At 38.1% G+C, this 22,587-nt stretch carries 26 protein-coding genes; 24 read left to right on the top strand and 2 right to left on the bottom strand.

What is annotated here, in order from left to right:
* The first annotated feature begins 292 nt into the window (after positions 1-292).
* The 9 genes from DV872_RS22480 to DV872_RS22520 all read left to right on the top strand — a co-directional run bounded on the left by DV872_RS22480 (position 293) and on the right by DV872_RS22520 (position 8,643).
* Complete coding sequence (locus DV872_RS22480) at positions 293-1,561, top strand: ABC transporter substrate-binding protein (protein ID WP_114632216.1); 1,269 nt, start codon at positions 293-295, stop codon at positions 1,559-1,561.
* 74 nt (positions 1,562-1,635) lie between these two features.
* Positions 1,636-2,541: a carbohydrate ABC transporter permease gene (locus DV872_RS22485; protein ID WP_114632217.1), complete on the top strand. Its 906-nt coding sequence runs from the start codon at positions 1,636-1,638 to the stop codon at positions 2,539-2,541.
* Positions 2,542-2,543: 2 nt separating this feature from the next.
* On the top strand, positions 2,544-3,410 hold the full coding sequence (locus tag DV872_RS22490) for a carbohydrate ABC transporter permease (protein ID WP_114632218.1): 867 nt from the start codon (positions 2,544-2,546) through the stop codon (positions 3,408-3,410).
* Between the two features lie 195 nt (positions 3,411-3,605).
* Entirely contained in the window at positions 3,606-4,793 is a 1,188-nt protein-coding gene (locus tag DV872_RS22495) for an AGE family epimerase/isomerase (protein ID WP_114632219.1), read from the top strand.
* The gene (locus DV872_RS22500) at positions 4,793-5,821 is read left to right on the top strand and encodes a uroporphyrinogen decarboxylase family protein (RefSeq protein WP_114632220.1); all 1,029 of its coding nucleotides are present in this window, start codon (positions 4,793-4,795) and stop codon (positions 5,819-5,821) included. The genes DV872_RS22495 and DV872_RS22500 overlap by 1 nt, the downstream gene beginning before the upstream one ends.
* A 187-nt stretch (positions 5,822-6,008) precedes the next feature.
* The gene (locus DV872_RS22505; RefSeq protein WP_114632221.1) at positions 6,009-7,220 is read left to right on the top strand and encodes an ROK family transcriptional regulator; all 1,212 of its coding nucleotides are present in this window, start codon (positions 6,009-6,011) and stop codon (positions 7,218-7,220) included.
* Positions 7,221-7,231: 11 nt separating this feature from the next.
* Positions 7,232-7,438, top strand: coding sequence for a DUF6290 family protein (locus tag DV872_RS22510; RefSeq protein WP_114632222.1), 207 nt, complete (start codon positions 7,232-7,234; stop codon positions 7,436-7,438).
* A 236-nt stretch (positions 7,439-7,674) separates the two neighbouring features.
* Positions 7,675-7,926, top strand: coding sequence for a hypothetical protein (locus DV872_RS22515; RefSeq protein WP_114632223.1), 252 nt, complete (start codon positions 7,675-7,677; stop codon positions 7,924-7,926).
* Positions 7,927-8,121: 195 nt separating this feature from the next.
* Positions 8,122-8,643: a 3'-5' exonuclease gene (locus DV872_RS22520; RefSeq protein ID WP_199563527.1), complete on the top strand. Its 522-nt coding sequence runs from the start codon at positions 8,122-8,124 to the stop codon at positions 8,641-8,643.
* An 89-nt stretch (positions 8,644-8,732) separates the two neighbouring features.
* On the opposite strand, the gene DV872_RS22525 is transcribed toward DV872_RS22520, so the two are convergent.
* A complete protein-coding gene (locus DV872_RS22525) occupies positions 8,733-9,089 on the bottom strand; it encodes a diacylglycerol kinase family protein (protein WP_114632224.1) in 357 nt (118 codons plus the stop codon).
* A 186-nt stretch (positions 9,090-9,275) separates the two neighbouring features.
* Here DV872_RS22525 and DV872_RS22530 point away from each other — a divergent pair, with 186 nt between their 5' ends.
* From DV872_RS22530 to DV872_RS22540, 3 genes are all read left to right on the top strand, one after another.
* Entirely contained in the window at positions 9,276-9,476 is a 201-nt protein-coding gene (locus DV872_RS22530) for an addiction module protein (RefSeq protein WP_114632225.1), read from the top strand.
* Entirely contained in the window at positions 9,476-9,766 is a 291-nt protein-coding gene (locus DV872_RS22535) for a type II toxin-antitoxin system RelE/ParE family toxin (RefSeq protein ID WP_114632226.1), read from the top strand. The genes DV872_RS22530 and DV872_RS22535 overlap by 1 nt, the downstream gene beginning before the upstream one ends.
* 213 nt (positions 9,767-9,979) lie before the next feature.
* Positions 9,980-10,504: a putative metalloprotease CJM1_0395 family protein gene (locus DV872_RS22540; protein WP_114632227.1), complete on the top strand. Its 525-nt coding sequence runs from the start codon at positions 9,980-9,982 to the stop codon at positions 10,502-10,504.
* A gap of 231 nt (positions 10,505-10,735) precedes the next feature.
* On the opposite strand, the gene DV872_RS22545 is transcribed toward DV872_RS22540, so the two are convergent.
* Positions 10,736-11,110, bottom strand: coding sequence for a hypothetical protein (locus DV872_RS22545; protein WP_114632228.1), 375 nt, complete (start codon positions 11,108-11,110; stop codon positions 10,736-10,738).
* A 301-nt stretch (positions 11,111-11,411) separates the two neighbouring features.
* Here DV872_RS22545 and DV872_RS22550 point away from each other — a divergent pair, with 301 nt between their 5' ends.
* The 12 genes from DV872_RS22550 to DV872_RS22605 all read left to right on the top strand — a co-directional run bounded on the left by DV872_RS22550 (position 11,412) and on the right by DV872_RS22605 (position 22,490).
* Positions 11,412-12,725, top strand: coding sequence for a transglutaminase-like domain-containing protein (locus DV872_RS22550; RefSeq protein ID WP_114632229.1), 1,314 nt, complete (start codon positions 11,412-11,414; stop codon positions 12,723-12,725).
* Positions 12,722-13,588 carry a hypothetical protein gene (locus DV872_RS22555; protein WP_114632230.1) on the top strand — a complete coding sequence of 289 codons (867 nt, stop codon included), beginning with the start codon at positions 12,722-12,724 and terminating at the stop codon, positions 13,586-13,588. The genes DV872_RS22550 and DV872_RS22555 overlap by 4 nt, the downstream gene beginning before the upstream one ends.
* Positions 13,585-14,127 (top strand): hypothetical protein, encoded by a 543-nt coding sequence (locus tag DV872_RS22560; protein WP_114632231.1) that lies wholly within the window; start codon positions 13,585-13,587, stop codon positions 14,125-14,127. Before DV872_RS22555 ends, DV872_RS22560 begins: the two co-directional genes overlap by 4 nt.
* A gap of 5 nt (positions 14,128-14,132) precedes the next feature.
* A complete protein-coding gene (locus DV872_RS22565; protein WP_114632232.1) occupies positions 14,133-14,894 on the top strand; it encodes a hypothetical protein in 762 nt (253 codons plus the stop codon).
* 154 nt (positions 14,895-15,048) lie between these two features.
* On the top strand, positions 15,049-15,603 hold the full coding sequence (locus tag DV872_RS22570; RefSeq protein ID WP_114632233.1) for a hypothetical protein: 555 nt from the start codon (positions 15,049-15,051) through the stop codon (positions 15,601-15,603).
* A gap of 373 nt (positions 15,604-15,976) precedes the next feature.
* Entirely contained in the window at positions 15,977-16,945 is a 969-nt protein-coding gene (locus tag DV872_RS22580; RefSeq protein ID WP_114632235.1) for a YafY family protein, read from the top strand.
* Between the two features lie 6 nt (positions 16,946-16,951).
* A complete protein-coding gene (locus DV872_RS26680) occupies positions 16,952-17,116 on the top strand; it encodes a hypothetical protein (protein WP_158547123.1) in 165 nt (54 codons plus the stop codon).
* A 52-nt stretch (positions 17,117-17,168) separates the two neighbouring features.
* Positions 17,169-17,891 (top strand): HNH endonuclease, encoded by a 723-nt coding sequence (locus DV872_RS22585; RefSeq protein ID WP_114632236.1) that lies wholly within the window; start codon positions 17,169-17,171, stop codon positions 17,889-17,891.
* A 57-nt stretch (positions 17,892-17,948) separates the two neighbouring features.
* Positions 17,949-18,533, top strand: coding sequence for a hypothetical protein (locus DV872_RS22590; protein ID WP_114632237.1), 585 nt, complete (start codon positions 17,949-17,951; stop codon positions 18,531-18,533).
* Positions 18,530-19,558, top strand: coding sequence for a PIN domain-containing protein (locus DV872_RS22595; protein ID WP_114632238.1), 1,029 nt, complete (start codon positions 18,530-18,532; stop codon positions 19,556-19,558). Before DV872_RS22590 ends, DV872_RS22595 begins: the two co-directional genes overlap by 4 nt.
* A gap of 129 nt (positions 19,559-19,687) precedes the next feature.
* Complete coding sequence (locus DV872_RS22600) at positions 19,688-20,836, top strand: hypothetical protein (protein ID WP_114632239.1); 1,149 nt, start codon at positions 19,688-19,690, stop codon at positions 20,834-20,836.
* Between the two features lie 124 nt (positions 20,837-20,960).
* Positions 20,961-22,490 (top strand): hypothetical protein, encoded by a 1,530-nt coding sequence (locus tag DV872_RS22605; RefSeq protein ID WP_114632240.1) that lies wholly within the window; start codon positions 20,961-20,963, stop codon positions 22,488-22,490.
* Positions 22,491-22,587 lie beyond the last annotated feature (97 nt).

A 22,587-nucleotide genomic window follows, 5' to 3' on the forward strand; every position in this document is an offset into this window, starting at 1 on the left:
TATTGTTCATGAAAAAAGATATCTGGCTATGGTTGAATAAGCCAAAACCAATGGCAGAATCAATGTTTTTTTCAGATGGTCAAATGGGGCTGTTTTTATGAAGCAATTTTATCTTGGACAGCTGTGATTTTTTATACGGATTCAGGATAAATTAGGTATATAAAGTAATAAATACATTATATAAGTTTCCATATCGGTTATAAAAGTAAAAAATAATATATACATTGACAAATCAGTAATCTCGAGTTAATAATTAAAGAAATTATATAGTTAAGATTAAAGAGGAGTTTTTATGAGAAAAAAAATGCTTATTGGTTTTTTGTTATGTGCAACAATTATATCCGCTGTATTTTCTTCAGGTTCACAGGATACTGAAAGTAAAAAAGTAACAGCTTTGTATTTTTCTGCAACTTATGCAGATGCTGCAAAAGAGTATGTTGCCGAATTTAAAGAGTTAACAGGGATCGAAGTTGAAATAGTGGATTTCCCCTATCTGACACTGTATGAGAAAATGGGACTTTCTTTATCTACAGGAGATAATACTTATGATATTATGACTCCTGCATGTCAATGGGACGGTGAGTTTGAACCATTTATGGAAGATCTGACACCCTTTATTGAAAGAGATAATTGGGATTCTGAGGACATTCAGCCAGGATTGTGGGAGCAGTCAGGTAAATGGAATAATAGAATCATGGGGATACCTTTTGCAAATACTCCTCAGACTGTTTCTTATAGAACTGATCTTATTAAAGATTTTCCTGAAAACTGGGATGAGTTTTTTGAAGTATGTGAAACCGTACACGATCCTGAAAATGGATTTTATGCTATATCACTGCCAGGTTTGAAAGAGCAGTTTTCTACATTATGGATGATGATTCAGTGGTCTCTCGGAGGAAGTTGGGCCGATGGTGATTGGAATCTTACAATAAACTCAGAAGAGTCAAGAGAAGCTCTTAGAATTGCTAAAAAATGGATGGAATATGCAGATCCTGCTTCTATTTCCTGGGGTTTGCCAGAGGCTGATGCCGCATTCCTGGCCGGTAATTCTGCGTTCTGTTTTTCATGGCCCACATTATCAATTGGTCCAAATGGAGATAATCCAGAAAAATCCAATGTAGTTGGAAAATGGGCTATCTCTCCAATTCCCTATGCTAAAAATGGTGTAACTGTTTTATCTTCCTGGGACATTGGTATTCCTGCCGCATCTAAAAATAAAGATGCAGCCTGGGAATGGATCAAATTCTATACTAGCAAAGAAAAACAGTTATCAAATTTTGTAAACTATTCAATCCTTCCCTCTCGTGAATCTGTCTGGGATAAGCCGGAGATAAAGAACTCAAATCTCTATCCTCATAAAGAGGCCTCTGATAGAGGTTCAGTTATCTGGTGGAGAATCCCTGCCGGTACAATGGCCGAATCCACTGTCCGAGATGCTGTAGCCAATTATATTACAGGTGAATGGGACATGGAGTTTGCAATAAACTATCTGGAAGATGGATTTGAAGAACTTTTAAAAGAGTACCCACCTGCACCAGGTGTAAAAAATACCGGTCGTTAGGTTTTATTTTGGAGAGGGTTCTGAAAGAAGAAACAGAACCCTCTCCTTATCTTTAAAGGAGGGTATATATAAATATGCTTATCAGTCGAAATATCCATCAGAGTAAAGAGGATAAAATCCTTTCATGGTTCTTTCTCATTCCCGTTATTATCGTTTTACTCCTAGTTGCCTTTATCCCCCTGGGATATGGTTTTGTTTTCAGCTTTTTCAAATATAAGCTCAATATGCCTAGTATTCCAGTTCGTTTTGTCGGACTTGAGAATTATATCTCTATGTTCAGTGATGTTATTTTTCTTCAGTCCTTGTCAAATAACATCTTCTTTGCTTTTTTATCTGTAATTTTAGAGGTGTTTCTGGGAATTGTAATTGCCATGATGCTCTCTGATAGTGGTAAGGTCACTAGATTTATAACAACAGTTCTGCTGATTCCCATGGTTATTGCTCCTGTGGCTTCAGGTACTCTATGGCGAATGATGCTCGATAGAACCTACGGAATAATGAATTATTTGATTTCATTAATTGGAATGGCTCCGGTCTCCTGGCTTTCAGATCCTGATATTGCTATTTACTCTGTAATAATAGTAGATGTCTGGCAGTTTACTCCCTATGTAGCCATTCTGGTTCTCTCTTCAATTAAATCGATACCAAGAAGTTTTCTTGAATCAGCTATGGTTGAAGGGGCAAGCTCCTGGAGGTTATTTCGCTCAATTATTTTCCCCATAGCTTCACCGGTAATCATCATTGTAATGATGGTCAGGTTTATTGATGCCTTTAAGGTCTTTGACACCGTTTTTGTCATGACTCAAGGGGGGCCGGGTAGTTCTACTGAGATGTTGCCTACTTTTATTTATCGTCAAGGGATCAAATTCTTTAAAGTAGGTTATTCCTCTGCATCGGCTGTTTTATTTGTAATTTCAATGATTTTAGTCTCTCTTGTTTTTAGTAAATTGAGAAATAATCAATTAAGGAGGCTAAATTAGTCATGGGAAAATCTTTAAAAAAACAAAATGATACTTATCTTAGTTCTTTCCTGGGTAGTCCCACTAGAATTTTTATTCTGATGATTTTAATGATTGTAATACTGTTTCCATTTTATTGGCTGGCATCAAATGCATTTAAAGTTGAGCAGGACTATTTTGCCAAGCCGCCAGTTCTTTTTCCTGTGAGAAGTACTCTTAATCACTTCTACGATATTTTTGTAAAACATGGGGCTTTCAAAGCCCTGATGAATTCGGTTGCGATTGCCAGTTTCACAACTGTATTCACACTTATTATCGGCAGCCTGGCCTCATATTCTCTAGTGAATGGTATGTTGCCCGGGAAAATTAAAAAAGTACTGGCCAGTTGGTTTCTCATTCAGAAAATGTATCCTGCAGTTGTCGTTGCAGTTCCCGTCTTTTTTGTAATAAATAAATTACACCTGATGGACAGTGTATTTTCTCTTGTTTTAATGAATACAAGTTTTAATTTACCCCTGGTTATTCTACTTATGATCGGCTTCTATACAGAAGCTCCTTATGAAGTTGAAGAACAGGGTATGTTAGAGGGGTGCAATCTTTTTCAAAGGTATTTCTTTATTACAACCCCTATGGTCAAATCGGGTCTTGTCGCAGTTGGTATGCTTACTTTTATTGCGACCTGGAATGAGTTTCTCTATGCCGTTATTTTGACAATCAAAGATGCAAAACCATTAACAGTTACGATCTCAGGTTTTATTACGGATAAGGGGCTTCTGTGGGGTCCAATGGCAGCAATGGGCTGTCTTGTTATACTGCCAGTCTTAATTTTAATGTGGTTTATGCAGCGGGATTTTGTAAGTGGGATATCAGCAGGGGCATTGAAAGGTTAAATATTATTTTGAATAAATTGAACTGTAAAGTTCCTAAAAATATAAGAGTATTTTGTGATCCTCCGGTATTGGCTTGTATGTCAACTCCAGCATCACATTAAGGATGTAATTTTATATTCTGAGAAAATAATTGAATTTTAAACAAAATTACTGAGAGTCAATGAATTGGCTTTTGTAATATTGTGTGGGGGTTAAATGGAATTAAAAAGAATTGATGAGCTTAAATCTCATTACTATGAAGAGCTTGTAAATAATATTATACCTTTCTGGTCAAGTAATAGTGTTGATACTGAAGATGGCGGATTTATTACTTATCTTAATAGAGAGGGAGAGAGAAAAGATACCGACAAAAACGGATGGGTCCAGGGGCGTATGACATGGCTGTATGCCAGTTTATACAATAAACTTGAAAAAAGACCCGAATGGCTTGAAATTGCCAGGCATGGCTATGAATTTCTAAAGACCCATATTATTGATGAAACAGGACGGGGTTATTTCACAGTAACTAAAAAAGGGGAACCTGTTCGGAGAAGGCGATATTTATTTGTTGAGGCCTTTGCTATAATCGGTTTTGCAGAATATTATAAGGCCTCTGGTGACAAGGAAGCTTTAGATCTTGCAGAGAAAGTTCTGGATCTCGTCCTTGAATTATCAAATACTCCTGGGGCTTTAGAAGAAAAATTTAATACTGAAGTACGCCAAACTAGAAGTCATTCCTTTAATATGATTATGATCGTGACTTTACAGGTCTTAAGGGATGCTAATCCCGCTAAAGATTACAATAATCTAATTGATCATTATATTGACAGCATTTTTAAATATTTTGTCCATCCTGAAAAAAAAGCTCTATTAGAAACTGTCGGAATGGATGGAGAGTTTCTGGACACACCTGTTGGTCGAAATATAACCCCCGGTCATGCCATTGAAACTTCCTGGTTTCTATTAGAAGAAGGTCGCTATCAAAACAATCAAGATCTGATAAATAAAGCACTCCCCATACTGGATTGGTCCCTCGATTTCGGCTGGGATAAAGAGTTTGGGGGTATTTTAAATTTTGTGGATATCTGTGGCAATCAAGCGGAACAAGTGGACTGGGATATGAAGTACTGGTGGACACATAATGAAGCTATTTACGCTCTTCTGTTGGCTCATGATCTGACTGGGGAAGAAAAATATGAAAAATTATTCAATAAAGTATTTGACTGGGCTGAAAAACACTTTCCAGATAAAGACTTTGGCGAATGGTATGGGTATCTACACAGAGATGGAACTGTCGCACTGGACTTCAAAGGTAATAATTGGAAGGGCTGTTTTCACCTGCCGCGTCAGCAATTAAATTGTTATTTACTTCTTAAGAAAATGTCAGAAAGGAAAGTTCTGTAATGAATAGTTTAGAACGTGTAAGAAGGTCTATTCGGGGAGAAAAGATTGATCGTTTTCCTGTTTTTCCAATATTAATTGCACCTGCCTGCCAATTAACAAATGTGAAATTAGATGATTATATGCAAAATGCAGATGTAATGGCCAATACTCTAATCAAAGCAAGAGAACTTTGTGATTTTGATGGCATTTATGTTTCCAGGGATAACTGGGTATATCATCAGGCCTTAGGGGGATCAATTACTTTTCCAGAGGATGATGAATCATTCAGTAAACAGACTATTTTATCATCTATGAATGATTTTAGAACACTGTCCATTCCAGAACCTTCCAGGGCAGCAGGCATGAAAACTGTACTGGAGGCGTCAAGAAAAGTTATGAACTCGGTAGGCAATGAGTATTACATACAATCTAACATTGATGTCGGACCGGTTTCCCTTGCTTCGGTTCTAAGGGGGGCTCAGAATTTCATGATTGATCTTTATACTGAAAAAGAAAGTGATATTCATGATTTTCTATCCTTCTGTTCTGATGTTATTATTGCCTATGGACAGTCAATGATTGAAACGGGTGTCCATGGAATACAATATGGAGATTCAACAGCTGGATTACTTGGCCCTGATCTTTATGAAAAATTTGCTTTACCCCATCAAGTCAGGACAATTGATGAACTGTCCAAATCTTCGGAATGTGATTTTTGGCTTCATATCTGTGGAGATGCAAAACATATTCTACATGATGTTGCAACACTGAATATTCAAGGATTTGAAGTAGATTCAATGATCGGTTTAGAACAGGCTAGAATCAGTCTAGGAGACAAGATCGCATTAAAAGGCGGTATAGATACCTCCTTTATTTTATTGGAATCTGAAAATACAGTGTATGAGAATGTCTTAGATACATTGAAAAAATATAAAAGTGATACAGGTCTGATTTTTTCATCTGGATGTGGAATTCCCAAAATGACTCCGATTGAAAATTTAAAAGCAATGTCTCAAGCCTGTAAAGATTATCATATCAGTAGTAAATAAATCTGGCTTATCGCATTGATATGGATATAGTTTATGCTTTATTTTATATGATATTATGCCGCCAATGGGATGATATATGTTTTTTAAATATGTATTTTCTTGATTAGTTCTAAATAAATCAGGATCTACAATAGAAAAATTTATATATCGTCTTATGTAGAAAAAAACGTTTTAGTTCAGGGAAATTATGCTTACAGATTACAATAATATTCAAAAAATGAGAATGGGTAAAATATTAACACATATACTCAGTTCCAAGCAGATTACAAGAATCTCACTAGCTAAAAATATGAATTTAAGTTCTTCTACAATTGTTAAATATATCAAAATCCTTATCGATTTAGGTTTGATAAAAGAGATCGGTAAAGAGGAGTCTTCCAGGGGGCGTCGATCTAACATACTTGAGCTTAATCCCGATGTAGGTGTAAATATTTCAATAATTATCAATACTTCCAATATCCATAGTGCCCTGATCAATCCTATTGGTGAGATAGTTTATGAATATAACTTACCAAATCATGATGGGATATCTAAAGATGAGATATTGGAATCTTTGTTCCAGATTATCAATACTCTTATAAATAAAGCAACTGAGCTGGATAAAAAAATATTTGGAGTTGGAATTGGTCTTGGGGGTTACGTTGATCTATCCAGTGCAATATCCCATGATAACTGGCTGATAAAAGATTGGCATAATGTTAATTTAAAGGAAATAATCGAAACAAAATTTAAACTAACATGTTTTTTATTAAATGATGTTAATGCCGGAACATTGGGAGAGAAATTTTACGGTTCTGGTATAGGTGTCGATAACTTTCTCTATATCTGGATTTCAGAAGGAGTTGGTATGGGTATCGTAATTAACGGTGAACTCTATACCGGGCATATTGGATATTCCGGGAATCTGGGGCATACAATAACAAACCCGGGAGGGATCTTATGTGCCTGTGGAAATACCGGCTGTCTGGAGACTGAAATATCTGAAAACCGAATATGTGAATTATGTATGGCAAATCTAAAAAAAGGTAACTTGATAAGAAGTTCATTGAATCAATTAGTTAATTCAAAATCTAATACAATAAAAATACAGGATGTAATTACAGCTTCAAATGAAGGGGATAGACTCTCTAGAAATATTTTTGAAGGAATTGCCGAACATTTAGGAAATAAATTAGTTGATTTGGCAAATATATTTAACCCTGAATTAATTTTACTTAGAGGCTCTGTATCTGAGAATAATAATTTTCTGTATGAAAATATTAATAGAATATTAAAAAACAGGTGTTTGAATAGTGTGGCTGATTCATTAACAATCTCCTACAAAAATGATGAACAAATCTCTAATGAGCGTTTGAGTGGTATCAGTAGTTTTGTCCTTTTAAATATGTTTAAGTTATAGGTATACAAAAAATGGCCGTAATAAGTGTTCGTTTAAACAAAGATGAGGAAAAGATCCTCAGCTACTTGTCAGATTACTTTCATGAAGATAAATCAAGCCTCTTTAAAAAATCTATGTATGAGCTTTATGAAGATATTCAAGATATAAAATTCATCGAAGAAAATATTGAGATAAAGGAACATCCTGAATTTATCTCAGCAGAAGATCTACTTAATTAGTTCAAGACCATACAGAAGAATCACTTCTCATCAATTCTAATTCTCAAAAACAGATATAAACTCTCACCTTAGAGACTGCAGGGGTGACAGTTGTTAAGCGGATATCACCCCCCAATACTGTAATAATCCTTTAAATCCCCTTCCTCCTCAATCTATGTCCCTCCGGGGAGCTAATTTTGATCCTGCAGAGTCTGGAGGTCTTACATGACCACCAATCCAGGAAAAGGAGAATCTTATTGCAGAAGCTGAAACCAGGTGACATCGTCACCCTGAGCCCCCGGGGAAAAAACTCCCTGAAAAACGGGGAATTTCCATCTATCATTGCTGCCCTGTATGCCAATATTGAGGAAGGGGGCGCGGAGATTCTGAGGGTGAGGGAGAATCAGCTGCGGGTCAAGATTCTCAACGAAGGCTGTCCTGCCACCCTGTGTCCGGAGAACAACTTCGGTATAGCCGCCGAGAGTGTGGAAATACTCAAAAAAGGATAGGGTTTCAATAGGAATAAAATACTCAGGGTTTAATGAACTTCCTCTTGCCTGATCGGGGGGAACGCCTTGCAGGGGTTCCGTCCCTGACGCGAAGAAGGCACAAATTAAATTTATGATAACAAGAAATGATTTACTAGAAATGGTAGAAAAGTGGGGTAAGGTCACAGAAATAGCCATCTATGCAAATCATCTGATGTGAAAAACATAAAAAGGATTCTAAAATTGACATTTATTGCAATAGATTTTGAAACTGCCAATTATGAGAGAACAAGTGCCTGTCAGATTGGCATTGTCAAAGTAGAAAAGGACAAGATAACAGAAGAGTTTGTCAGTTATATAAAACCAGTACCAAATTACTTTATAAAGCATTTCACATCAGATATTCATGGTATCGATAAAGATATGGTAGCCGATGCACCTACATTCCCGGAAGTCTGGGAGAGCATCTCCGGGTTTATTGAAAGAGCTCCTCTGATCGTTGCCCATAATGCATCCTTTGATATGGGTGTCTTAAAAAAATGTCTTGATTATCATGGTATTATTTCAAAAATTCCATCCTCTTACTGCACATACAGGAACGCAAAACAGAAATTACCAAGTTTGAAAAATCATAAACTCAGTACTGTTTGTAAATACTATAATATTCCTCTTAATCATCATGAAGCATTAAGTGATGCCCGGGGAGCCGCTTTAATTGCATTAGAATTGTCTAAATAATAATTATTTAGAATAGGCGTCTCCCTCCCTGCGGGGAGGGGCGGGCTCTACAGGGGTAAGGAACTAAAAAACTGTCAGGAAATTTTTTTCTATTGAAAATGGGGAATATAAATCAACAAAGCCAGTACTATTGCTAATAGGGAAGCTACTAAAACCGCACCGGCACTGATATCCAGAAGTTTTTCAGCAAGTTCATGGTATTCATCAGTGAACATTTTGACTACATATTCAATGGCCGTATTGAATAACTCTGATATCAAAACAATGCCTATGGCTATTGAAATAATGATCCAGTCAAACTGAGTGAAATCAAGAATAAAACCAGATATCAATATGGGCAGAGCAAATACAAAATGGATTTTAAAACTATTGTCTGTTGTTATGGCAATGCGCAACCCTTTAAAAGCATAACTGAATTTATTGATGATACGATTTTTTATTTTCATATGATTATTATATCGTAAGTTTTTGGATAATTTTTAAGAATATTATTGGCATCTCCCTCCCTGCGGGAGGTCCGGGCTCTTTAGGGAATTCGTATTTATCACTTTCACCAAAAGCAAATGTCTCCTACATATATGAAAGGCTTCTTCAATCATTTTAAAAAGAAGTAATTGCTGGTATAATGAAGCATGAGTGAACAGGAAATATTAAAAGAAGTTCTTTCTCTTAAACCTCAGGTTAGATTCCTTATTGTTGAAGAGATATTGAAAAGTCTGGATCAGCCTGATGATCAGATTGATCAGTTGTGGATAGAAGAATGTGAAAAACGTGTTCAGGCAGTTAAAGATGGTAGATTAGATACAATCCCATATGAAGAGATTTTTGGATAATGCAGTTAAGATTTACCAGGTTTGCATATCAAGAACTTCAAGATGCAATTGAGTATTACGATATTCAAGTCGAAGGGTTAGGATCAAGATTTAAAGAATCATTAGAATTAGGAATTAAACGAATCAAAGAGCACCCTGAAGCATGGGAAAAGTATTCAGAATCTACAAGAAAATACACCATGGGAAAATTTCCATTTAAAATAATTTATAACCTTGAAAATGATCTTATTACGATTATTGCAATTGCAAATTCACACCGAAAACCAAATTATTGGTTTGAGGATTTATAGATTTGTTATCTATCTTCAACATAGTGTCTGAAAGCCAGTTAGTAAATCTGAAATACAGATATTCCCACACAACCTCTTAACCACAGTAAAGTAAAACCTTCCATAACCCGAACTTTCTCCAATACATAGCGTAAAAACCTAACTCTCAGTGATGGAAGCGGATACTGGCACAGGGCATTTGAATCTGCCTGAATCAAGCACTATATTATAACTATGCGCATCGCTTATGATTACGGTATAAGCCCGGTTATTCCGGGTCCACGTCCTCATCCAGGGTCGGAAGATACCCGTACAGAGCCGGTGCTGGTGATACGCCGCGCCCCTGAGACTGAAGAAACCCCAACCCCGGGGAGAACAAAGAGTGCGGAAGGGATACAGATCCCCGGCACAGACTACCTGCTGAAATCCTCGGATGATGCCGTTCTCAGAGATAGGGAAGTCCGAGCCCACGAGAAAGCCCACCTGATGAATCTGGGAAGTGCAGCTGCTTCGGGCATTCAGTTAACAACACGCCGGGGTCCCGACGGTGCGGTCTATGCTGTCGGGGGCGGCATCAAGGTGGATATGGCTCCTGTTCCCGGAAGTCCCCGGGCAACTCTTGATAAGGCACAGGCAGTTCTGCGGGCGGCTTTCGCCCCCGGGAGTCCCTCGGCAGCAGATATACGTGTTGCCGCAGAGGCCTACCGGATGGTGCGGGATGCCAAAGAAACAATTCTGGGTGATGGGCTGTTGGTTTAAACCTGGTGGCAATAAAAACTACTAATGGGAGACAGTTGAGTTCTCCCTTCCATGAGAGAACTTCAGGAAAAAACCGGAATGACACCTCTCCCTGCAGAGTCATTTTGTTCATACATGGGCCGTGAGTTCACAGTATATAGCTGAATGTGATCTTCCCTTGTGTGATGGGATCTGTTAATCCTTGAAGGAAAATGAGGACTTCAAGAGGGAATATTAAGATTTTCTTTCTGATTAACTTGTCTGTAAAATGACTGATATCGCGGTAGTCACAATAGCTGCAAAGATCACTATTAGAAACTGACCCTGACGGTTAAAACGTTTATCTATGGCCTCGAATCGCTGATTCATATCCTCTCTGTTTTCTGAGAATCTATTATCCATAATCTCAAATTTCTGATCCATCTGAATCATCATTTTTTCCAGATTCGTATTCTGATGCTTGATACCCTCTTCAACGCGCACCATTCGCTCCAGCAGCTGGGGATTTATGCCCGTCTCTTTAGCGGGAAATGGGAGTATTCTCTGTTCCTCCATCCAATTCAGGAGATGATCCTTTACATAATCGATAATAAACAGCTGGTCTTTGGTCACCTGGGTTTCTCCCATCCTCTTCTCCTTTCATTCTACTACCCGGATATAAGCTGTACAAGCAGAAAGAATCTACCGCTTCAAAGAAAAATGAAATAATCAACTATTCGTTATAATGATCCTCCAGCCCTCTTCCGCTGGCTCTCATTAGATTTTATCCAGGCCGACCGTTCCTGTCCCTGCTTCAGGGAAAGTCTCCACAACCGTTAAGTACAACCCCCTCAAATAAGTATCAAATCTCCAGCAAGACTATTTCATCCTCATTTGATGTCCCTGTACAGGGCTAATTTCTCAAGTATCAGCCCCCATAGGAGTCATTTTGAAGAGAATCGTATTATTCAGTCTGAGCGCCGGAATCCTTCTCCTGGCCCTTGGCGGATGGAATTTCATCCCGGAGCGTACACTCCCTCTGCCCGCCGGGATCGCTCCGTCCTTAATACCTCTTGCCGGGCTGATTCTCTTAAGTTTTTACCTGTGGAGTTGCCCCGGCTTTAAAAGGCTTCCTTTTTTCCTGTGCTGGATGACAGGGGGCGTTTTTATGCTGCTTTCACTAGGCGCCTTCCCGCAGCTGCCCGAATCATGGCTCCGCTACCCCGGGCGTTGGTATATGGCCGCCCTGGCCCTGCTGGCTCTCAGCCGGGTGGTAAGCCTGCAGGCCACGCTGAGCCTGAAGCGTTTTTTAATACTTTTTTTCTGCATCCTCCCAGTCTTCGTATTTATTCTGATCCGCCTGGAAAGCACGGCTCTGGATGGGCAGCCCGACCTCTCCTGGGAAGACAGCATGGCTCTGATTCTCTCGGCAGTTCCCGAGCAGTTCCGGGATGATGAGGAGATTCAGGATTATCTGGAAGACATCCTCCTGGATGAGGATCTGGAGAGTGAAGACAGGCAGGTCTTGATTGCCGCCCTTCAGGAAAAGATCGGGCAGTTGGAGCTGCAGATGGGTCAGTTTGAGGCCATGAAGGAAGAGAATCTGGCCTATCGGGATGAGATCGAATCACTCAAAAATAAGGTGGGTCCCATAAGCCTCTGCCCCGGAGCCGATACCCCCGAAAACAGGGTCAGCAGCTACAAAGAGGCCGTCCGCCCCGCAAAACCCTGTGTCAGGGACTTTGCCGTTTCTCTGGCATCGGAATTTCCAGGTCCCTACAGCAGTGGTGGGGTGCTCGGTCAGCCCGGCCCGGAAGGTCTGGCACAGCTCATCACCATCCACCGTTATGTCTCCAATCAGTGGAAGTATGTCAATGATCCGCTTTTTGTAGACAACGACTACTACTCCCCCGCAGACAGGACCCTGGCCCTGGGAATTGCCGGGGACTGTGACGATTTCGCCATCCTCATGGCCAGCCTGATAGAGGCGGTGGGAGGGCGGACCCGGATCGTCCATGGCAGCTGCAGCAGTGGGTACCATGCCTGGGCGGAGGTCTTTATCGGCAGTAAATCCAACTGGGAACTTACCATGACAAAACTACAGGATTTCTACCCTGGAATGTTTATCCGCAGGGTCTATATGGATAGTAGTGGGCATTACTGGCTCAGCCTGGACTGGCAGATTGGCAGTTACAGCTGTGGAAATGATCCCGAACTCCGATACGAATCATCTTTTTTACTAAAAATAGGAGAATTAAAATGAATAAAAATACCCAGGGATTAATGAATTTCCTCCTCCCCCTGTTTGCCGCAGCCGGGGGATATCTGATTTTTACTCAGGAAGGGAGTATGAGCACTCAGCAGATGCTGATGCCTACGGTTCTGGTCGTTCTCTATGCCTTTTTCTTACAGTTGGGACTGACAAAATGTCCCACGGGACAGGCCGAGTACTACAGCGACTCCATCTACTTCCTGGGATTCCTCTACACCCTCATGGCCCTGGTGACCCTTTTTATCAAGTTAAATGACAGCCTGGGAGAGGATATCAGCACAAGAATATTCGGCCTTGTGGGAGTCTCTGTCAGCACCTCTATTGCCGGGGTCCTATTACGGAATATGAGCCGGGCCGCCTATATGAAAAACCACCCTGAGAATGAGGACGACATGGCCGACGCAACGGCGCGTCTTGCGGAAATTGCAGCCTCCTTAAGCCGGGATTCGGCTCAGACCCTCACATCCATTCAGGACTTCCTCACAGAGAGGCAGAATAATCTGCAGATATTCGGGGATAAGGAGGAGCGCTACCTGCAGGCCCTGGACAGATTCAGCTCGGTCACCGATTCGTTTTGTACACATCTGACCCGGCAGGGGGAGGCTCTGGATGAGAGCATCAGTCATTTTACCCGGGGGAGCGGGGAGAGTCTTAAAACTATTGAGGATATGAGCAGCACAGTCTCCACTTTAAGCCGTGAGATGAGCCGCCTCAATAAGGAGGCATCCTCCCTGGATCTGGAACCCCTGAGCGACAGCATGCAGATTCTAAGCCGGGATACCCGGGAGCTGGACGGGGTGATCGATTCGATGATCGGTATCCTGGATCAAAAGATGGAGAAGGTCCCCGTATGAGAAGCAGGGGAGGGAGCGCCCTCTATTTCAGCCTGGCCGAGTTTGTGTGGATACTCTTTTTTCTGGCCGCAGGAGCCCTGACCCTGGGGTACAAAGAGTACAAATCTATGGAGAGTGAACACTCCGCCTTAAAAGAAAATCACGCATCCCTCAGCGCAAATTATTTAATCGTCAAAGCCCGGCTGGATGAGCTTGAAAACGGTGTGGTCCCCTGCTGGAAGCGTCCTGATTCCCCCATCCCCCCGGTCATAGGAGAGATCATCATAGAGAGCCCCCGGCTGATCCGGATCAGCTCCTATAAGGGTAAAGATCAAAGTCTTGTGATCAGCAGCGGGGAATCAGAGGGCTCTCAGCAGGCCGCCTTTAATACCCTCCGACAGATGCTCCGCAGCCGCTATAAAGAAGAGTTCGATACTGCCGGAGACGAGAACTGCTACCTGAGGATGCGCATCCTCAATCAGACAGAGCGCTACTCTCTATATCAGCAGAGCGCCGCGGTGCTTAAATCCCTGGGCATTGTCGTGGTTCAGGAGGATTAATAGATATGAGGTTCTCATTGAATGCCCTGCAGCTGAACATCCGCCTGGCCCTTCTCATCATTACTGAGCTCTGCCTCACGGCCCTCCTGCTCCGCCCGGAGAAAGAGGCTCTGGCCCAGGCCTTGAGCAGTATAAAAAAGGAGTACAAATCACAGCCCCTCAGGCTCCTTCTCCCTTTTGATCAATCAAAAAGTATGGAAGAGGGAGAGACACCCCGAAGGATCTATATAAACCATTCCTTAATCAATAAGCCCCCCCGGAGGCTCGAATCAGGCAGAATCCGGAGGCTTCAGGCAGCTGTTCTCCGCTCCACTCTTTTCTCCCTTTATAATCTTAAACCCACAGCAAGAGAGCTTAAAACACTCAGCACCATAGAGTCTCTGCCCTGGATCTGCATGAGTTTGCAGAGAGCCGCCGGCATCGGGGCAGCAGATGAGCTGACCAGGGACAAGCTCTACCGCATTCAATTTGTGTTCAAAGCCTTTACGGAGGGTCTTGCCCTGAATCATCCCGCAGGACCCGGGAAAATACCCCGAAAAAGGAAAATCCGCAGCCTCTTTCCGTCTTCACTTAAAAAAGTCCTGCACAGTCATAAAAAGGAGCAGAGAGACAACCAGAGGAGCAGCCGGAACATGGGGAATACGGTTCGCTACCAGGCTCTCAGCTTCCATCTCTTTCTGGAGATGCAGAATCTGATCCTCTCTTCAGATCCAGAGAAATCATCCAGACAAAAAAGGATGAATCATTTATTAAGGCGCCTGCATTGATGAATAAACAGGCAAAAGAAAGAAACAGGGTGACAGCTGTTAAGGGGAATTCCATTAAAAAAATCAGAAATCCAATAAGCATCCACCACATCCTCAAACTATGTCCCCCACCAGACTTAAATTCTTATCATACAAAGAGTACGGAGGAATAAATATGAGTACATGGACAGGAAATAAAGCCAACAGTGACTCGGAGGCTCTAGCCCGGTACACACCAAAGGATATAACTAACAGCAAGGACCTTGGTAAGGAGCTCAGCCAGATAGAGAGGGATCAGTCCCTGAACTTCGTGGATAAGTATAAGCAGAAAAAACAGCTAGTCCGTACGGCCCTTATTGCCAAACAGCAGGAGATCAGCCATCACCTGGATTCCTATGAAAACTACCTGATGGCCCGCAAGGATGTGGAGTCCAAGGCCATCGCCCTGGAGGCCCAGAAAGCCATCATGGTATTAGAGGGACAGCAGCTTGATCTGATGAAGAGCCTGGGGCTCTCCCACTCCGATGAAATAGCCGCCACCCTGATCCGCTCAGGAGAGATGCTCACCTCTAAAATCAGAGAAGTGAATGCCTCAGACATGGAAGATGATATCAAAAAGACCATCTACTCCAATATCCGGCAGGTCTGGGAAAAGACAAACAACCGTATTCTGGAGAGCGTAGACAGCTATATGGAAGAGCTTTATGCCCGTGAAAAGGCGAGGATCTAAGATCCTATGATCATTTTAACCAGCAGACAGATGGATGACCTCTTAAAGGCTCTGGACAGTAAAAATAACTTAGTCTTTAATTTTTACAGAATCCGATGCCGTCTGTGGGGAATTCTGCAAAGGCCATCCCTTAGTAAAAGGGAAAGAGCAGAATCAGAAGCTTTTATTAACTTCTTATGTAAACCCCCTAAGAAAACACACACAGATTCAAAAATTTACCCGTGCCTGGAAACAGAGGATGAGGCAAACTGAGTTCATAATAAAGGTTCCAAAACTAGTAATAATTAAATTATTGTTTATTTATAAGAAAGTGAATGATGATCCAAACAATTGCTGATATATTGATAGGAGAACTGGGAGAGTGACCACTCGCATGGGTAAGCATCAACTGGAACGTATACTTGAAATAGACCGCATTATTCGTGACAGAGGAAGCTGCACCAAGCAGGAAATGGTGGAGCGTTTTGAAGTCTCCGAAAAGTCAGTAGAACGGGACTTCTCCTATATGAGAGACAGTCTTCTTGCACCTCTGGAATATAACCGTTTCAATGATCAGTACATCTACACAAACAAGAATTATTTTCTCCCTGCTGTAAGCCTTTCCGAGGGAGAGGCCCTGGCCCTGACTCTCTCCAGTGAGATCCTTAATCATTTCAACGCAGTAGGGGAGTTCGATCAACTCAGAGAATCCTTTAACCGTCTCACTGCCTACCTTCCCGATGCAGTGAAGGTGGACCTATCCAGGATTAATAACAGGGTCAGCGTGATCACTGAGCAGCAGACCCTTCTGGCCCCCGATGTGTGGTCCACTCTGATGGAGTGCGTCAGGGCGAACCGGCAGGTGAGGGTGCAGTATCGCAAGCCGGATAACAAAAGCAGTGAAGAGAAGGTTCTGGAACCCTACTATCTGACTGCCTACAGGGGTAGCTGGTACATTATTGCCAACTCACCAACTACCTCTCAGATCCGCACCTATGCCTTAAGCCGGATGAAAAAGCCTTCAAAGATGAAAGAGTCCTTCACCATACCCGGGGACTTCAAGCTGGATGATTATATAGATCCCGAGTGGGGCATCTACAGCCGTAAAGAGAAGTATGACTTCACACTGAAATTCTCACCCCATGCGGCCTGTATCATCCGGGAGAAGAGATGGCACAGGGAGCAGAAAACAGAAGAACTGGAGGACGGTTCCCTCATCCTTTCCTTCCCCTCGGGGCAGCTGGAGAGCATAGGGCAGTGGGTGATGGGATGGGGGAGTGATGTCCATGTTATAACCCCCCCGGAGCTTATAGAGAAGATCAGGAAGACAGTGGGGGAGTTGGGGGAGATGTATCAGGAGTAGGAGAAGTTGTCTTTGTTTGGGGAGAAGATTTTGGGCGTCTCCCTGGCTCGCCAGGGGCAGGCTCTGCAGGGGTTCCGTCTTTCCTTCGGAAAGACCAGCGGAGCTGCCCTTTCGATCCTTGACGCGGGGGGATTAGGGGTAATTGGATCGCTAAGTATTGAATCAATTTAACGTTAGATCATTATACTGAGTCAGTGTAATGATTAAGTTATGCTGATAAAAAATGAAGGAAATAATAATGAATGGATATCATAAATTATCTGAAGATGAACTAACATTGATAAGAGGTAAATTAGAAGAACCAAATATTAATTATCCCCATTACAAACCATTAGAAGTTAATAACTTAAGTGTTTATAAAAATATAGAAAATTCATTATTACCAGGTGAAATATTCAAAAGTAAATTAATTGTTAGAAAAAATGGTACAAAAGAGATCAGTGTTAGTAACTTAGGTCGAGTGAAATACAAAAATGAGATATTAGAACAATATGTTGTAGGAACATTTTTACATTGTACTAAAATTTACCACAAAGATATTGGTGATCATTATATATATAATTTAGTGAAGGAAACTTTTGATCCAATAAATGAAAGAGAAAAGTATCAAATTCATCATATTAATAATAACGCATTAGATAATAGACTTGAGAATCTAATATGGGTAACTGAAGAAGAGCATAGATCCATTGATACAGAATTCAATAAGAAACTAATTAAAATTAGCCGTGAAATCCATAAGAATAATTATGATGAGTTATTAAATCTATTTAGATCAATCAATGATGAATTATTAGGATCAGAAATATTAGGAAATTATGAGAATGTGTATGAGGTTGTAATTAAAAGAAATATTAATTACATGTGTGAACACGGGATAATATTAAAATTAAATAATGAGAAATCATTTAATACAAGTCTTTATGCAATTAATCATAATTCATAGGGAAATTTAATGAAACAATTACAGCATAAATTGGAAGTTATATAGAAAAGGAAAATTATGAATAAATATTTACAGACTTTTTTAGCAATCATTATGATTTTATTAGTTTTATCTCTAATAGTATGGGCAATATTTTTTATAAATGATAAAGAAAGTAAAATAATGGTATTTGGGATAGTAGGTGCCATACTTACAGCTCTTACATCTGTAGCTACTGTTTCACTAAATCATACAAAAGCAAAAGAACGAGAATTAGAGCTCATTGTTTTAAAAGAAAAACAAAAAGTATTTGAACATTTTTATAATGCTTATTTTGAAATGTTAAAAACAACAAAAGAACAAAGTAATTCTCAAAAGCAAAAATTATTAAAAAATTCTGAAAACGAAATACTAATGTTCAAAAGGGGATTAATGAATTGGGGAAGCGAAAAACTTATCAGTTCGTATTTTATGTATGATAAATCTCTAATTCAGAATAGAGATGATAGTTTGAAAATGTTAATCGAAGGGAATATTTTTTTAAAAGAGTTAAGAAAAGAAATGGGTTTTAGTGATTCAGGAAAACTTAATATATTGAAAATCGTTCTTGACGCACAATCTAGAAATGACTTAGATGAAAAAATAGAAAAAGGAAACGTATGAAAAAAATATATTTCGATACAGAATTTTTTCAATCACTATCATATAATTTTGCATCAAAGAAAATTGATATTTTAAAACAGTTATCAACAATAGATGTAATTGATATGAGAATTTCATCTGTAGTAGATGAAGAGAATAATATTAGAATTAAGAAGAAAATTAAAAGTCTAAAAAGTATTGTTAGGAAAAACAAATCTGACTTTTACATCTTAAATTCTTGTGAAAAGACAAAAAATTTATTGTCAGAGGAAAAAATTGAAGAACTAGAAAAAGATATAATTGAATCCTACGATATTTTTAAGAAAGATTTTTTAACTATAGTAACAAATAATACTATTGAAATCGATACTTTACTAAACTTATATTTCAAAGAATCACCACCATTTAATAAAGAGTTAAAAAAGCATGAGTTTCCTGATGCATTTTCTGTTTTGATGATTAAAGAAGATATTCAAGATGATGATGAAGTAATAATTGTTTCTAATGATAAAGATATATCTGATTTAATAAAAGGATTTGATATTATTGATAAGGTAACTATATTTTGCAATATATCAGATTTGCTTGATCATTTTAGTAAAGAAAGTGATTTTTATGAAGATTTATTGCAGATGATAAATAAGGAAGAATTTACAAGTGAACTTGAAAAAATATTTGATGATATTAGCTTCCAAGCAAATGGATTTCATGATCCAGAGATAGAAGAACGCAGTCTTATTAGTATTGATGGTATTAAGAATATAAAAATTCTGGATATAGAAGATGAATATGTATATTTTAGTCTTGTTGGGAAATATAAAATTAACTTCAATGTTGAATCAACAGACCCCGACAGCTGGCATTATGATTCTGAAGACAAGGTAGCATATTATTTTGAAAAAATTAACTATGAAACAGTAAAAGAGATTGATATAACAATATATTTTGAGATGTTAAAAAATGAGGAATGGGAAATTGAAACTGTAAGCCCAGAAGACTATGTTGATGTTGATTTTGAACCAAATGAAGATAGAGGAGATTATTGATCTTCTATATAACAATCAAATGCAACAGTCAACTTTTTTGTCACGGTTTTTGGAACTCAAAAACTCGCACCAACCCTTCGGGACAAAGTTGCAGTTGATTTTGGCGCTAAATCGAGAAAAGGAAAATACATGGAAGAAATTACAACAAAAGAAGCTGGGAACTCATTGGAATCTGCCATTGAATATATACTAAATATCGCCAACATTAAAACAGAAAATAACTCAATAATTAGCGGCTATGAAATAGATATTAAAGCTGAAATTGGTGATAGATTAGTAATAATAGAATGCAAAAATTATCAGAATAGTACAATGATAATAAGAAATTTAATACACCAATGGAATAGTAAAAATAATTTGATTGGAGCCAATAAAATCATTTTAGCAATTGCAGGATTGGTCATAAAACAGACAGATAGAGATCTTGCATCTGAATTTGATATGGAAATCTGGAGTCAAGAAGAAATTACCGAATTATTTAACCTATCATTGGAGCCCAATAAATTAAAAGAAAAATTATTAAATCTTATATCATTAAAGCCAATTTCAATTGCAGAAGGATATAGACCAAACTTAATAGGAATAGTTATTAAAAATATATTAACTGGGAATACAATTAATGATGAAATTTTATATAGACAATTAAATAAATGGTTAAGAGCATATATTATTACCGAGCTGTATATTTCAGATACAAATAAAAGAATTCGAGAAGATCATATTGCATTATTTGAAGGAAGTAAAACTAAGACAACATTTTTTTCTTTGATAAAGAAAAAGAGAGATGAAATTGATTACTGGAATACAGTTTATAAAAGATTAGACAATGAAGAGATTCTTGATAACGAATTACAGCAAAAATATAGATCATATATGGATCAATTGAAAACTGAGTATGATACATTAAAATTACATTTTGAAAACATATATAATAATAAAAATATTTTACCAATTATTCATGAAAGATTAAAAATTGCACAAAAGCAGAATGATTTCCCTTGTGAATTTACATATGATGAATTGAAAAGTAGTGTTGATGTAAATTATGATCATAATAGTTATATTATTTCCATAAAAAATGTAAATTCTATCCAAGGAAATATAATCAATTGGATTTTGACCTCTGAGTATAATATTTACAAAATAGATGATAAAAATATGCTTTACTATTGGATATTTTCAAATCTTAATGAGGCTTCAGAAATGGTAACTAGATTATTTACAGAGTTTTTTGAAATAAGTGAAAAAAATCATCTTCGTGATAAGTCTATGTTTTAACTAAAAAAATAAAGTAGTATTACCAGCTTTCATGAATCCTGATTTTCTACTTTACTGTCCTAATTTATATTAGTTTTCGGTATTCTATTTAATTTGGTATTAAGTAAGTTATTAAGGAGAAAATATGAAATTTACAGAAATAGTGGATAATTTTCCAACACAACAAGATAAAAAAAGAATAGCTAGTCCTTATGTAATTGATTACCGAAATTTGAATGATGATCAGCTCTCTGGAGCCATTATTAAAACAGCACCCCAATATTATAATGAAGAAAATGTAAGAAAAACATTAACAGACTTAATCTTTCACCCAGATAGAAATATACGGATATTGCATCAAATAATACTAAAAACAATTTTGTTAAATAAAGATGATTTTATGCTCCCTCAACAAGAGACTGATCAAGCAGTTATTGACTATGAGCAAGAAATTGTTAAGTTGTCAAATGAGGAGATTGAATATAAAAGTAAAGAAAAGAATAATAATATTGATTTATTCAAGTTTATTCTAGAAGCGGCCTGGGAAAGAAATGATGATATCTCACCCGATGAAAAAAATCTAATAGAAAAGCTAAAAAATAAGTTGAACATTACTGAAAAAGAATATCAGATTCTTGAGGCACAGCTTGCTTATTTCCCAAAGAAAAAGAATGAAATTCATTTGAGAGATGAAATAAAGAAATGTAGACAAGAATTACAATCTGAAGGGTTATTATTAAGTTTTAGATCTAATGATAAAATTGATTATGATGTTATACCTGAGGAAATTGGCAAAACACTTAGAGTTATATGGGGAATAGAAATTAAGTATCATGGCTATTTTGAATTAGTCCAATATAAATCTATTAGAAACAAAAATTTCTATCATAAAACAATTGAACAAGCAGGTGTATATCTTGATAAATATGCAAATATGGAAGACCTCCAGGAAACTATTGTAAATCATATACGGCCATCTATTCTTCTGGGTGGGTATAGTCCAAGAGATGGTTTGGACTCTTCAGATTTATCGAAATGGTGTAAAGAATTATCCCTTGTTTCTTCAGGACAAAAAAGTGAATTGATTTCAAGAATTGTAGATTATTATGATCAAATTAAAGACAGCCCTATCTCTGATAATTTGGAAGATCCGAGAGTGAAATATTATGAGTATTTCTGTGAATTAGCTTCGAGAAATTTGACTGAATTAAGAAAGCAAAATGTGATTAAAAAAGATTTAGAATGTGAACACTATTTTGAACAAGGTACATATTATATTTTCGAACAAAAGCTAGGTCATAGACCCTTACAATTGACAGGAACTGAACATCCTGATGGAATTTTATCATATAAGGACAAATTGATTCTGTGGGATAATAAATCAAAAGAAACAAGTGTAAACCTTAAAGATCATATAAAACAATTTGACAGATACATAACATCATCATCAAAACCAGTTGCAACTTTCTTGGTCATCGGCCCTTCATTTACAGAAGAATCGGTAAAAGAAGCAAGAATGTATCAAATAAAAAATGATGTTCAAATTGCTCTATTAACAGCAAGTGATCTGATAAATTTGGCAAATAATTTTTCAAAGAAGAATGATGAAGATCCATTTCCCTTAGCAAATTTTATACAATCAGGATTAATTGATACAAATAGTACTGTATATTAATACAGAACTATATAATAAAAAATTGAAATGGTATTAACGAATTTCATAAATCATGCTTTTCTGTTTTGAAGGCATTATTCACGCCTGCTTCCGGTTC

Source organism: Oceanispirochaeta sp. M1, assembly GCF_003346715.1.
Classification (GTDB): Bacteria; Spirochaetota; Spirochaetia; order DSM-2461; family DSM-2461; genus Oceanispirochaeta.